Source organism: Blautia intestinihominis, from assembly GCF_040096655.1.
In the GTDB taxonomy this organism is placed as follows: Bacteria; Bacillota; Clostridia; order Lachnospirales; family Lachnospiraceae; genus Blautia_A; species Blautia_A intestinihominis.
Window position 1 is genome coordinate 65,252 of sequence record NZ_JBBMEI010000005.1, and the last position, 13,900, is coordinate 79,151.

A 13,900-nucleotide genomic window follows, 5' to 3' on the forward strand; every position below is an offset into this window, starting at 1 on the left:
AACCAGGGAGAAGAAACTATGAAAGCATTAAAGAAAACGGGAACAATTGTGATCAGCGTATTGCTGTGGCTGGTAATACTGGTAGCCGCGCTGTATGCCTTCACAACAATAGCAACAAGAGACAATCAGAATGTATCAAGCCTTCTGGGGTATACCCCGCTTGTCGTAAAATCAGATTCCATGGCACCGACATTCAGTGCAGGAGACCTGATCTTTATCAAAAAATGTGACACATCCACCCTCAAAGAAGGCGATATCATCTGTTTCCATACGATCATTGATAACGAATATGCACTGAATACCCACCGTATCCAGAAAATCGATACAGTTGGAGACGCAAGAAGCTATACAACACTCGGTGATAACAACAATGGTATAGCAGATGCACATATCATTTCCGATGGTGATATTGTAGGTAAATATGTCGGAGATCTGCCAAAGGCAGGAAAAGTCATGGATTTCCTTTCCAGCAGCATGGGATTTTTGATCGTGATCGTACTTCCGATGCTTTTGTTCTTTATCTATCAGGTTTACAATCTGATCATGATCGCTATCCGCCTCAAAAAAGCAGTTGCAGTAGAGACTGCCAGAGAAACAGCAATCGCACAGGAAGAGGCCGCACAGAAAGCAGCAGCACAGAGACCGGAACCTTCTGAAGCTCAGAATGAGGCAGAAGCAGCCAAAGCAGCACTGGAAGAAGCAAGAAAAATGCGTGAAGAAGCAGAAGCGATCCGTGCCAAAGCAGAAAAAGAACTTGCAGATGCCAGAAAACAGCAGGGTCAGAGCGATTCCGGCGATGACCAGACCAAAGAGGAGGGTACAGAGTCTTGAGCGAATTCCTGAAGTTTGCATTTGAGGTTCTTTCACAGGTCGTTTACAACATCGTAACCTGGCTGGTGGCTTTTGCCAAAGTGTTCGTTACCGGCTGGTTTGAATATTTTGTGATTTTCAAAACTTACTTCCCGACGCTGAGCATTGTAGGCAAAGTTCTTTCGGTTCTGCTAATGATCCTTCTTGCGGCAATTCCGATCGTGATCATTCTGCTTCTGATCCGCAGGGCGATTCTGAATTACCAGTTAAAGGCTGACAAATCAGACAATGCGGCATTGTACAGAGAAATCGGAAGACTGAACAAGCAGGTGCTGGATCTGATGGAAGAGAAGAACAGCATCCTTGCCCTCAAGGTAAATGCCATGGGAGGCACAGAGAGAATTCCATATATGGGAGCTTCTGCACTGACTGATGATGTGATTCCAAGTGTTGGAAACGTTACTGATCCAGGCAAGGCTGTACAGGGAGCGGCAGCAAAAGCAGGAGCTGCTGCGATCATCTCGGGAACTGACGATCCGAAGAAAGCACCTGTTGTACGTGCAGTAGTTTCTTCTGACCCGGGAGAAACCGTAGAACACCGTTTCCCGAAACTTACACTTGTCGATCAGAAATATGCAGCTTTCCAGTATCCGCAGTATAACAATGATATCACACTGGAAGAATTCGTAGAGGGCTACAGACTTTTTGCCGCAAGCCAGATGAAACTGTATTATACACCTGAGATCATCCGGCGATTTGTTGCAGGTATGGCAGCAAGTAAGCTTCTGATCCTCGAAGGTATTTCAGGTACCGGTAAAACAAGTCTTCCATATTCCTTCAGCCGATATATGGAAAACCCGGCAACGATCGTGTCTGTACAGCCATCCTACCGTGACCGTACAGAGATCCTTGGTTATTTTAATGAATTTTCAAAGAGATTTAATGAGACAGAATTCCTCCGTGCACTGTACGAGGCAAATTATCGTCTGGACCCGACTTTGATCGTACTCGACGAGATGAACCTTGCACGTATCGAGTATTATTTTGCAGAGATGCTTTCCGTACTGGAAATGCCGAACGAGGATGAGTGGGTACTTGACCTTGTGCCGACGGCATGGGAGGGAGATCCTGTCAAAATGGAAGGCGGCAAGATCCATGTAAGCACCGCTACCTGGTTTGTCGGAACCGCGAACAACGATGACTCCACCTTTACGATCACGGATAAGGTTTATGACCGTGCTATGCCGATTGAGCTGAATGAAAGAGCAGATGCTTTTGAATGTGAACTTCAGCCTCACTGCGATATCACAGCAGAGCATCTTCAGTACCTGTTCCAGAAAGCAAAAACAGAACATCCGATCAGCGAGGAATCCCTGGAGAAGCTGCAGAAGATGGACAATTACCTGGTTACCAGGTTCAAGCTTTCTTTCGGAAACCGTATTATGAAGCAGATGTACGACTTTATCCCGGTCTATGTTGCCTGCGGTGGCACAGAACTTGGCGGTATGGACTACATCATTGCACGTAAAGTACTCAAGAAATTTGAAAGTATGAACGTTACCTTTGTAAGAGATGAGATCACAGGTCTGATCAACTACATTGACAAAACATTTGGAAAAGCAGAGATGGAAGACAGCAAGTCATATCTGAGAAGAATCCAGAATTTGTATTAATCGCAGTAAGGGGATAAAACGATGGCAGAAACAACAATCAGTGATTTATATGAGAAATATACGAATCAGGTTGGCGAGGCTCTTGAGGATGACCGGTACTTCCAATATCTGTTTGAGATGGTTCAGGCAGGTGACAATACCCTCGAGCAGAAAAACAGGATTCTCCACAAAGTGATCGATGAGCAATGGCTCACCGTAGTAGAGGAAGGAATCGAAGCTATTTTTAACATTGTGGATAAACCACGTCGTTTTATTGCCACCTCAGAAGAAGTAGTACCGGTGGCACTTGCCAAGAAGATTACGGCTGACAGTGTGCGGCACTTAAGCCAGCATACGCAGTTCATCACAGAAAATGCAGCAGGAGAGATCCAGCCGACCAGGATCCTCAATGTCACGACCGAAGAAAGCTATGATCTGTATGAAAACCGCTTCGTATATCATCTGATCCAGCGGCTATTTGCATTTGTGGACAAGCGAACAGATGTAATCTTCTGGTCAACAGGAGATGAAACCTGTAATGTCATGAGCATGGAGAGTAAGATCGATGATGCTTACGAAGAAATTTCCTATAGGGTAGAAATGACGATCAAAAACCGTCAGAGCTATGTCGAAAACGACACCGACCATATGGACCTCTTCAAAAGGATCGACCGTGTACGAAGACTGTCAAGGACTTTGCGGACAAGTTCTTTCTGCGATATCATGAACGGCTGTGCCAAGGTGCGAAGCCCGATCCAGAGAACCAACCTTATGATGAAAGATCCGGATTACCGCACCTGTTACAAACTATGGCACTTCATTGAGAGCTATGATGAAGTGGGATATACCATTGAGGAACAGGATTCTGCGTTACAGTTCGATGAAGAATATCTCCTGCAGATGTACATCAACTTTATCACAAATTACACCGTATTCAAGAGTCTTCTGGAATCTGACCAGAGAAATGTGACAGAGCTTGCCAAAGAGAAGCGGGAACCTGTTAAGCCGAAATTTGTCAAAGAGATCAAGGAACAGATCGTAGAGGACAGAAACATTCCGGATGTTGAGATCCGACAGGTGTTTGTAGAGGAAGTCACACAGGCGCAGCTGGATGCAGAGGCGAAACTGGAAGAAGAAACGAATCGAAGAGAAGAACTGGAACGTTCCCTCTCAGAACTGGAATTTCAGATGGACTCCCTGAACCAGCAGATGGAATTCCTGGAGCAGACCAGAATGCAGATGGAGCAGGAGCGGGCAGAACTGGAAGAACAACTCCACAACGAACAGAAAGTCCGCCAGGAAACAGAAGCTGCGATGGCAGCAGTAGATATTGAGGCGAAAAATTCAATAGAGATTGCGCAGGCAGAGGCAAAGCGTTCTGTCGAGAATCTCCAGACGATACTTGACACTGTGCGAAAAGAGAAAGAACGGGAGCTGACAGCAGCACTGGATCGTGCAGAAAAAGCAGAAAAGGATGCAAAAAACTCCCGCAAAGAAAAAGAAAAGAAACAGAAAGCTGCATCAGAAGAAATCGACAGGATCCGAAAAGAAGCAGCAGACGCGGCAGCAAGATCAAAGAAAGAATCACGGGCAGCCGTTGCCGCAGCACAGCGCGAGGCAGCCAAAGCGATCGAAGAAGCCAGACGCAAGCAGGAAGAAGCCGAGGCAGCGATGCAGAAAGCCCTGCAAAAAGCAAAGTCTGCCAGCCTTTCCCATTATATTGTAAAGCGTTTACAGGAACGCCGTGACCGCAAAAACACAGACGAGGATGACAGCAACTCATGATAAAGAAATTTTTTCTGACATTGATAAATATTATTTCCGTAATGATCATTGCGGCGGCAGTCGTGGTTCTGTGCCTGGTAGTCTTTACAAAACAGGGGGAGGCTCCGAATCTTGGAGGGTATACGGTCTTTCGTATCACGACAGGAAGTATGCGGCCTTCTTATGATACAGACACCCTGATCCTTGTAAAGAAAACCGATCCGTCACAGATCCAGGTCGGAGATGTTATTTCCTTTTATTCCGCAGACCCGGCGCTGGATGGTGCTGTAAATACGCACAGAGTCATAGCAATAGAGCAGGATGGAACGGAATGGAAATACACAACACAGGGAGATGCGAACAATATCCCTGACCAGTACGGAACCGATTCCGAGGCTCTGATCGGAAAGGTAGTCGCGTCGTCCCTGGCACTTGGAAAACTCGCACGTCTGGTAGCGAATCCGCTTGTTTTCATACCAGTGATCCTCATACCACTCGCAGTGATCCTCATCAGTAATCTGGTTCGGACTATCAGACTGGCAGGTAAGATTGCCAAAGATGAGGAAGAGGCAGCGGTCAGAGAAGCAATCCGTGAGATCCAGGAAAAAAGACAGAAAGAAAAAGAAAATTCTTCAGATAAAGAACAATAAAACAGGATTTATTAGGAGGAAAATAACATGGCAGGAAGTATACAACTGAAGAAAGGTACCAAAATGCAGCTTGCATTTGACGTACCGGTAGGGCAGGAGCCTCAGTTCAATATGCTCTGCACATTTAACAAAGCATTAGATGAATCAGCATTTCTGGTGTCTGCACCTATGGTGGACGGTAAGAGGCTTGTGCCGGATGAAACTCAGAAATTACTGTTTAAATACACGGAGGGAGACGAGAGTAACATCCTTGCGGGCTATGTGGATGATGTTGTAAAAGAAGGAATCCGTCATTATCTCAAAGTCAGACGTGTGGCAGAACAGAGACAGTTCATCAAACGTATGGATGTCCGTATGAAAGTTGAGCTTCCGATTACCTATATGCAGGATACCTGGGAACTGAATTCCGAGGGAGAAGTGGATAAGGAAAAAGGACAGACCATGGATATCTCCAACAACGGTCTTGCGGTATACATGAACCGTTGGTTTGAAGTAGGAGAGTCCTGTATCTTCACCCTTCCAAGACTTGGAACGGCAGCCGAAGGACAGCCTTCCAGAGAAGTCGTGGGAGTCATCTGCTGGACGAGGGAAATGCCGAAAGGCAGCCCGTTCCGCTTCGTAGCAGGTATCCAGTTAAGATTTGCAGACCAGCAGGAATGTCAGGATATGCAGGATTACGTGGCATACGTAAAGAAAAGGTATAAACTGTGAAAAAGAAAACCGAAAAAAAGATAAAAAAGCTCGAAAACAAGGCAGAAAAAAAGAACAAACGACATTTTTTCAAAAAGAAAAAATCAAAGACGGACCAGATCATCCGAATTGAGGAACTGGAAGCCCTGATGGAGCAGGAGGGCGGAGATGTCGATCCGGAAAAGATCGTCAGTATGTACCGGCCTCACAGGAAACGGCGCCAGATCGGTGCGGCTCTGCTCCGACTGGATAAACTGAGCCTTGCGCTGCTTGCAATGCTTGTTACAGTCGGCGTTTTGTTTGCTGCCGCATTTATGCAGGAAAAAATGGGTAACTTCACGATTAACCTTGACCGTCTGGAAATGTACAGAAGAGGTATCAGTATTGCTGACAATGGTGATTTCAAGGGTGCAACTGCGAGACTTACCGCAGCCATGGTCAAAGATGCCACGAATATTTCGATCGAAGATCTTCCAGATGACCTGGACGATCATGAAGGTGCACACAATGGCAAGAACTATATGGCATATACATATTTTGTCAGAAATGCAGGAAAGATCGACCTGAGTTATAAGGCCAGGATCACTCTGGATTCCTGTTCCAAGGGAGCCGAGAACGCTGTCCGTATCGCAGTATGGCGAAACGGAGACAAAATGATCTATGCAGAACCGGCAAAAGATGGAAAACCTGAGAAAGACTGCACAAATTTCTTGTCAGATGATGTCGTATGTGAGTATAATGAAGATAGCTTCCTTGTGGGAAATGTCGATAAATATACCATTGTCATCTGGATGGAGGGCGATGATCCGGAATGTGTAGACTCCATTATCGGAGGCAGTGTGGAGATGAGCATGCACATCGACACAGACTTCGACGATGACACCAGTCTCCTGTGGAAATTTGTGACGGATATCAAGGATACCCTGAACAAGAACAAGCCGATCAATGCAGCAGGAAACGAAGCTCCAAATGACAGCTATTACACAGATAAAGAAGTAACCTGGAAAACCAGAAGAAATCAATAATATCGTTATAACCGGCGCCACAACCGCCGATTATATATATTACAGAGGGAATTCCCGTGGCAGGGAAGCAATTTTGTGGTTAGCTGAAAGCCTCACCGGAAACGGTAGAGGGAAACTCTCCTAACCGGGCCCGGTGGGAGTTTGATCTAAATACAAAAAAGAATTCTAACTGCAGGAAATTCCCAAAACTGTACGAGGGAGAGAATGATATGAACGAAACAAAAAACAACAGCGTGAAAGCGCTGAAAAAACAGATGGCAGCAGCTGTTGCCATGGTATGCGTAGCCGCTGTAGCACTCGGATCAAGTACATATGCTTGGTTTGCAAGTAACAATAGTGTAAAAGCTGAAAAGATGAACGTAACTGCAACAGCTGATGTTAAGTTTCTGGAAATTCAAAATGTTGGAACGAATTTTACAGGTGGAACAATTGCAGTTGATGCTGATAAAGCAGGTTCGAAAACAGACTACAAATTATCACCTGTTACTCCAATGCAGTTAACTGCTACGGATAAAACAGGAACAGAAACAACAGCACTTGATGTAAAAACTACAGGTACAAATGGTACAGATGGTTATGGTGATGGATTAGCTTGGAAATGGACAACAGCTTCTTCTGGTACAGCATCTGCAAAAGGTGCTGAAGCGGAATGGAAAAACGCTGATGTTACAAGTGATACTGCTAAATATTATCTGTTAAATAACTTTAAATTCCGCATGACTGTAAAAGATGTAACAACTACAAAACTGTATGCTTCAGAAGTAACACTTGATGATACGATCACAAGCAAAGCTATGGACGAAGCAGTTCGTGTTATGATTGTTGGTGCTAATGGTATACAGATTTATGATGCAGGAGCTAAAACATGGAGCTACTTTAATGCTGACGGTACTGCATACACTGGAGATACAGCAGAGTTTGGTCTGATTAACACTGTTGCTTATCAGGAAGTTAATGAAGATAATCAGGCTGTAAAAGTATTTGTATATTACGAAGGTGATGACGCTGAACTTTACACAGCAAATCTTAATTCTTTAAAAGGTGTAACGGCTAACATTACATTTACAACAAGATAATACATAGTAAGAACTCCTCAGATGGTTGTGGCATCTGGGGAATTTTTTTACCCATTTTCTCATATCTACTATCCCCAATTCCCACCACTCTTTTTCAGTACATCTGATGAATTGATATTTCCCCGACTTCTGGTATAGTCATGTAACTGAAAAGAAAACTTCAGAAGGGAGAAATGCAATATGCGAAAAAAACAGGATATCATATGGAAGCAAAGTACACTATGGGAATCGGTGGAGAAATGGGTGACTAAGTATCTGAAAAAGAATCACCCAGAATATCGTGAACTCCAGGTGAAAGCAATGAAAATTGTGGACGAAAATCCAGCACTGCGGATACTGATAAATAGTATGGAAGGTATAGTATTAACGCCGAAAGATCACAAAGCCTTACATAAATTAAAAAATGCCATAGATTGTTCCTTTTTTTGCACATAAACCGGACGTGCATCCAAATAAGACTTTGTAATGCGGAAGGATTCTTCAATCTTCCATAAACAATGGTAGGTTTGGTAGACTTGAAGTGGTTCCATATCCAGTTCAGAGGTGACCATGAGGTTGTATCCGGCATACTTCAGGTCTTCGTTGATTTTTTCTTTATCAATCTCTACCACAGGTTTTATCTTTTCCCCGTCCTTATCTTTGCTGATGATCTTCACGCATTTCGTGGAATCCCCTAATTCCTCTCTTGTCATGGCCTTGTGAGTAGCATAGTTGGAGGCTTTGTCTGCCATTTTCCGAATCTCGTTTTTGGCTTTCTTGCCAACGCAGGATTTATGGGGTAGGGGAAGTGCGCTTTCTTTGCGCATGATTTCAGTCATTTATACACAACAGGTACAAAAAGGGAGATGCGAAAAAACTCAATCGAGTTTTTTTACATCCCCTTTTTTTGAAAAAAAATAAACTCAAAATGAGAGCCTATGGTATAATAAGAAATGATTCGGCAGTTATCGCATTTTTGATCAATGCAGCCTGTATCGTAATGTATGAGCAGGTTCAGGAGAATGCCAATGTCGAGATCTATGCAAGAATGGCCTATATGGATACGATGACCGGTCTTGGAAACAGAACGGTCAGTGTTACAGAATCGGCGGTGATGAGTTCGTGATTATTCTGAAAAACAAGACAGCCGAAGAAACGGAAGAAATCATAAGGCAAGTCAGAGCGGAGATTGAATTTGCCGATGAACAAAGTGACATTCCTATCTCTGTTGCAATGGGATACGCCTGGACAGATGCAGAGGAAAAGAATCTGCCGGAGCTGATTCATTGTGCTGACGAGAAGATGTATAAAGACAAAAAGAGGATAAAAGAAAATACATCTTCTGCATAAATGATAGTTTGGAAATGATAGAAATGTGCAATATATGATTACGAGGTGACGTATGAAATTACTGGTGACCGGAAATATCGGATATATTACAACAGAATTTATCGAGGAGGCTTTCCCTGAGTGTCAGATCCTTCTTCTTGGAGAGATTGAACAAAAGTCAAATCGCAATAAGAGCTTATCGGTATACCCGATGCCGAAGACGGAGGAAGAATTCAAAGACATTTTCAAGACGTATGAATTTGAGGGAGTGATTTATTTTTCTAATTATCTTACATTTCATGGGACGATGGAGGGTGAGATTGAGACTTTACGCAAGATATTACATTACTATAAGGGGAATCTGAATTCCAGGCTTCTGTATATTACAGGACCGGATAGTTTATATAAAGATACAACAGGAAAGACGCTGATGGTCCGCTCGGCAGAAGAGTTCTGCAGGCAATACGGCGAGCTGCATCAGATCGCTGTCAAGATCCTGCGTGTGCCGTATCTTTATTCCGGTACTTATGAGGAGGATTATTTTTTCAAGCTGTTCTCAACTGTGATCAATAAGAAGCAGATTACATTTGAAGAAGCACCGGCACAGGAGATGCATTTTCTTGCTTTGAGGGATCTTGGGGATTTATTATACAAGATTTTTGATAACTGGGGAGAGGGGAGCGCCTGTCTTCAGGTTCCGCAGGTATTTCATTTTACTTTTCAACAGTTCGGGGAGAGACTGGCACAGATGTTTCCAGCTGCAAACATTACCTATTTGTCAGATGTGCTGATCCGGGATGGGATATCTGATGACCACGTTCTGAGAAATGAATACGGTTGGTTTCCGAAGATTTCTCTTTTGGAGGATCTCACAGAAATTTATGAGGATTATTGTGAGAAAACGAACCATAAGACACGGAAGATCGATGTAGTAAAAACTTTTTTGAAAGCACATGATAAAATCGTGAGAATCGCGGAATTGCTGCTCACATTTTTTGTTTTTGAAGCACTGAACCGGGTGGCGGGAAATCAGGTGCAGTTTCAGATGATCGATCTGAGACTTGTTTACATCGTGCTGTTCAGCAGTCTGTACGGCATTAATTACGGGCTTGCTGCAGCGGGGCTGGAAACACTTTCATTGCTGGCAGCATATACGAAAACCGGGATCGGCTGGACGACACTTTTCTACGAACCTTCGAACTGGATTCCGTTTATCTTCTATTTTGCAGTCGGCGCGATCTGTGGTTACATCCGACTGAAAAACAGAGATAATATTCAATTCATGAAAGAGGAGAATAAACTGATCCTGGATAAATTTCTGTTTATGAGAGAAATGTATCAGGAGACGCTTTCTGATAAACGGCAGTACAAGAAGCAGATTCTGGGAAGCCGTGACAGCCTTGGTAAGATTTTTGATATTACGAAAAAACTGGATATCATTCTTCCGCAGGAGCTTTTTATTGAAACTCTGCATGTGATGGAATCAGTTCTTGAGAATCATACATTTGCGATTTATTCAGTTGGAAAGAATCAGAGCTATGGACGTCTTGAGATCGCATCCCAGGGAATGACAGATGTGTTGAAAAAATCCATTTGTCTGGATGATTATCTGGAAGCGAAAGAGACGATTGTGTCCGGAAAGGTGTGGGTAAACCGGAATTTCCTGGACGGCTATCCGATGTATATGAACGGGATTCACAAGGATGGAGAGCTTGTGATGCTGATTTTCATTCAGGAAGTGGGAAATGAACAGCTTTCCCTCTATTATCTGAATCTGTTCCAGATTCTCTGCGGTCTGGTAGAAACAGCACTTTTGCGCGCACTGGAATATCAGGAGGCAATCAAGAACAGGCAGTACGTGCAGGGGACACGTATATTGAAGCAGGAGTATTTTGAAGAACGGCTGTATTCCTTCCATTCTATGAGGGAGGAGAATCGGGCATCCTATGTGCTTTTGAAGCTGGAGTATCCGAAGATGACACTGGAAGAGGCAGACACAGCGCTACAGGCTTCGGTCCGTGAAAATGATGTCAGGGGGATTTCTGAAAAAGGAGAGCTCTTCCTCATTCTTTCACAGACGGACAGAAGTTCCTTGCCGATCATTCTTGCAAGACTGGAAAATGACGGCTTCGTCTGTCATGAGATCGATACCGTGGAGAATGCAAATACAGGAGAAAAATTATGATTCAGACAGTGCTTGGAATATTCCTGATCCTGTTACATATTGTCTGCTGTGTGCTGGTCTGGCTGGGGATAAAGACACATCTGCTGAAGGTGAAAAAATATCTGATGGCACTTGTGATCTTCGTTCCTTTCTGGGGAACAGTGTGCGTGCTGCTTTTGCATTTGCAAATGCTGACCAGAAGAGACAATAGGATAGAACCGGGAGTGGAAAAGCTTCGTGTAAATGAAGAGATTTATAAAAATATTTTTCAGGCAGTTTCGGATACGGACAAAAAGATCGTTCCGTTAGAGGAAGCACTTTTGATTAACGAACCGAGAGTGCGCCGTGAACTGATCATGGATGTGTTAAATGATGATCCGGAAGAATATATGGATCTTCTGAAACAGGCCCGCATGAATGAAGATGTAGAGGTTGTCCATTATGCGATCACAGCCATGGTTGAACTTTCCAAGGAATATGATTTTCGTTTGCAGAAGATGGAGAAGCTGTATGCGGCATCACCGGACGATCCGGAGATCCTGGAGCAGTACTGTGATTTTATGGAAGAGTATCTGAATCAGGGGATTCTGGAAGCCCAGATGGAGAGAGAACAGAGGGAACGTTATATCCGTCTTTTAAGACAAAAGCTGAAGGTGAAAACGACGCTCTCCACATGTGTGCGTCTGTTCCAAAATCTGATGAAAACAGGAGATTATGTTCAGGCGAAAGAGATTCTAGGGCTGATGGATCAGAAATGGCATCGGAAAGAGGAGTTCTGGATTTTGAAGATCCGGTATCTGGCAGAACGAAAAAAGGGAGCGGAGTTGCAGCAGTGTTTAAGACAGATGAAAGAGGAGCAGATCTATCTGTCGTCTAAGAGTAAGGAGGTATTGGCTTTTTGGCTGGATTAAAATCATTGAAAACATTTCCGTTTAAAAGTATGTTGGTGATCCTGGGTGTATTTCTGATGATCGCGGTCGTCCTTTTTGCTGAACGAAGTGGAATTCAATATACTGAAAAAGACAGAAAAGTCGCATATCTCAGTCAGGAAGAAGTGGTTACGGAACAGATGGCTGCGAAATCACTGCCGAAGACCTGTCTGGTACTTCGTAACAGTGAAGATGAGGCGAGTGTGGCTGCATGGGAGCAGTTTCAACAAATTTTTAAAGATATGAAGGTTGGAACAGATGTGGTAGACCTGCAGAGTGCATCCTCTATTCCAGATTATCATGCTTATGAAACGGTTGTTGTATTACTGAGTGATGTAAGTCCGTTGAAAGAGAATCTTATGGAACTGTGTGATTGGGTGTCAGAAGGTGGGAATGTACTTTTTGCCCTGACACTTCAGAAAACAGTGTATTCATCAGTGATTGAGCAGAAGCTTGGAATCATTTCTTCCGGATATGACAATACACTTGTAGACAGTATTTATTTTGAACCGGAATTTATGCTTGGCGGGGGACAGGCTTATACGATCACAGATCCGTATGATGCTGCCTGGGCGGTCGAGTTGAGCGAAAAAGCACAGGTATATGCGAGAATCAGAGATGAAAAGGGAGCGCCGCTGATCTGGGAGAACCAATATGGAAAAGGGAAGTTTGTAGTAGACAACTTTGGACTGTATGAGAAAGCGGTGCGTGGATTCTATGCGGCTTCCTACAGTCTCCTTACTGATGTGGGGGTTTATCCGGTGATCAATGGATCAGCATTTTATCTGGATGACTTTCCATCACCGGTTCCGGAGGGAGATGCTACTTATGTGAAGCGGGACTATGGAATGAGCATTAGTGATTTCTATATGGATGTGTGGTGGCCGGATATGCAGGAGCTTGCATCCGATCACAACATTCGCTATACCGGTGTGATTATTGAAAATTATGAGGATGCGACGGATGGAACGATTAAGAAACAGAAGGATACCAGACGTTTTCAGTATTTTGGAAATATGCTGCTTCATCAAGGTGGAGAACTCGGGTATCATGGATACAATCATCAGCCGTTGAGTCTTTCAAATGTGGATTATGGTGACGTGCTTCCGTATGATACATGGAAAAATGAGGCGGCCATGAAAAAGGCTGTAAAAGAATTGATCCATTTTGGAGAGGATACATTTCCCAGTGTATCAATGTCAGTCTATGTACCGCCGTCCAATGTATTGTCAGCAGAAGGAAGAGAGATGCTCGCGAAAGATTTCCCGGAGATCCGGACGATCGCCAGTAATTATTTCACCGGTGAGTTTGCGTATGTGCAGGAATTTGAAGTTGCAAAGGATGGGATTGTAGAACAGCCGCGTATCATCTCCGGTGCAATTATCGATGATTATATGAAGATGGCGGCACTGTCGGAATTAAATATGCATTTTGTGAACAGTCATTTTATTCATCCGGATGATCTTCTGGACGAAGACCGCGGTGCAGCGCTTGGCTGGGAAAAGATGAAGAGCAACCTCGCTGAATATATGGACTGGCTGGTGGATTCGGCACCGTCCTTGAGACAACTCACCGGTTCGGAACTATCCGGTGCGATTCAGCGTTATGGAGCGGTTACATTTACAAAGACAGTGACAGAGCAGTCTATAGAATTGAAGCTTAAAAACTTCTATGATGAAGCATATTTTATGGTGAGGATCAATGAAGGAACACCGGGTGAAGTTTCGGGAGGAAAACTTACACATCTGACAGGAAATCTCTATCTGCTTCAGGCAAAGGAACCAACAGTAACTATTGAGAAATTAGAAGATTGAAATACAAAGCGGTAACAC

At 43.9% G+C, this 13,900-nt stretch carries 12 protein-coding genes and 1 pseudogene; 12 read left to right on the plus strand and 1 reads right to left on the minus strand.

The genetic code is table 11. The features are described 5' to 3' along the window. Nucleotides 1-18 precede the first annotated feature (18 nt). The 7 genes from WMO75_RS02985 to WMO75_RS03015 all read left to right on the plus strand — a co-directional run bounded on the left by WMO75_RS02985 (nt 19) and on the right by WMO75_RS03015 (nt 7,667). The gene (locus WMO75_RS02985) at nt 19-831 is read left to right on the plus strand and encodes a signal peptidase I (protein ID WP_291581874.1); all 813 of its coding nucleotides are present in this window, start codon (nt 19-21) and stop codon (nt 829-831) included. Further along, nucleotides 828-2,483, plus strand: a complete 1,656-nt coding sequence (locus tag WMO75_RS02990; protein ID WP_349077582.1) for a hypothetical protein — start codon at nt 828-830, stop codon at nt 2,481-2,483. The genes WMO75_RS02985 and WMO75_RS02990 overlap by 4 nt, the downstream gene beginning before the upstream one ends. Nucleotides 2,484-2,504: 21 nt before the next feature. Then, nucleotides 2,505-4,247, plus strand: a complete 1,743-nt coding sequence (locus tag WMO75_RS02995; RefSeq protein ID WP_291581870.1) for a DUF2357 domain-containing protein — start codon at nt 2,505-2,507, stop codon at nt 4,245-4,247. After that, nucleotides 4,244-4,876, plus strand: coding sequence for a signal peptidase I (locus WMO75_RS03000; RefSeq protein ID WP_349077583.1), 633 nt, complete (start codon nt 4,244-4,246; stop codon nt 4,874-4,876). Before WMO75_RS02995 ends, WMO75_RS03000 begins: the two co-directional genes overlap by 4 nt. A gap of 27 nt (nt 4,877-4,903) precedes the next feature. Further along, nucleotides 4,904-5,587 carry a PilZ domain-containing protein gene (locus WMO75_RS03005; protein WP_349077585.1) on the plus strand — a complete coding sequence of 228 codons (684 nt, stop codon included), beginning with the start codon at nt 4,904-4,906 and terminating at the stop codon, nt 5,585-5,587. Continuing rightward, nucleotides 5,584-6,591 (plus strand): hypothetical protein, encoded by a 1,008-nt coding sequence (locus WMO75_RS03010; RefSeq protein ID WP_349077586.1) that lies wholly within the window; start codon nt 5,584-5,586, stop codon nt 6,589-6,591. Before WMO75_RS03005 ends, WMO75_RS03010 begins: the two co-directional genes overlap by 4 nt. A gap of 209 nt (nt 6,592-6,800) precedes the next feature. After that, entirely contained in the window at nt 6,801-7,667 is an 867-nt protein-coding gene (locus tag WMO75_RS03015) for a hypothetical protein (protein WP_349077587.1), read from the plus strand. Between the two features lie 389 nt (nt 7,668-8,056). Here WMO75_RS03015 and WMO75_RS03020 read toward each other — a convergent pair. Beyond that, nucleotides 8,057-8,431: pseudogene (locus WMO75_RS03020) on the minus strand (IS1634 family transposase); the annotation flags it as partial. Between the two features lie 143 nt (nt 8,432-8,574). Between WMO75_RS03020 and WMO75_RS03025 the strand changes: the two are divergent. Genes WMO75_RS03025 through WMO75_RS03045 form a run of 5 tightly spaced genes read left to right on the plus strand, consistent with a single transcriptional unit; the run spans nt 8,575 to nt 13,882 of the window. Beyond that, nucleotides 8,575-8,772 carry a hypothetical protein gene (locus WMO75_RS03025; RefSeq protein WP_147399619.1) on the plus strand — a complete coding sequence of 66 codons (198 nt, stop codon included), beginning with the start codon at nt 8,575-8,577 and terminating at the stop codon, nt 8,770-8,772. Beyond that, nucleotides 8,769-8,996: a GGDEF domain-containing protein gene (locus WMO75_RS03030; RefSeq protein WP_303223697.1), complete on the plus strand. Its 228-nt coding sequence runs from the start codon at nt 8,769-8,771 to the stop codon at nt 8,994-8,996. Before WMO75_RS03025 ends, WMO75_RS03030 begins: the two co-directional genes overlap by 4 nt. Nucleotides 8,997-9,048: 52 nt before the next feature. Further along, nucleotides 9,049-11,160, plus strand: a complete 2,112-nt coding sequence (locus tag WMO75_RS03035) for an NAD-dependent epimerase/dehydratase family protein (RefSeq protein ID WP_349077591.1) — start codon at nt 9,049-9,051, stop codon at nt 11,158-11,160. Continuing rightward, complete coding sequence (locus WMO75_RS03040; protein ID WP_173906758.1) at nt 11,157-12,050, plus strand: hypothetical protein; 894 nt, start codon at nt 11,157-11,159, stop codon at nt 12,048-12,050. The genes WMO75_RS03035 and WMO75_RS03040 overlap by 4 nt, the downstream gene beginning before the upstream one ends. Then, the gene (locus tag WMO75_RS03045; protein ID WP_349077593.1) at nt 12,038-13,882 is read left to right on the plus strand and encodes a DUF2194 domain-containing protein; all 1,845 of its coding nucleotides are present in this window, start codon (nt 12,038-12,040) and stop codon (nt 13,880-13,882) included. The genes WMO75_RS03040 and WMO75_RS03045 overlap by 13 nt, the downstream gene beginning before the upstream one ends. The last annotated feature ends 18 nt before the right edge of the window (nt 13,883-13,900 follow it).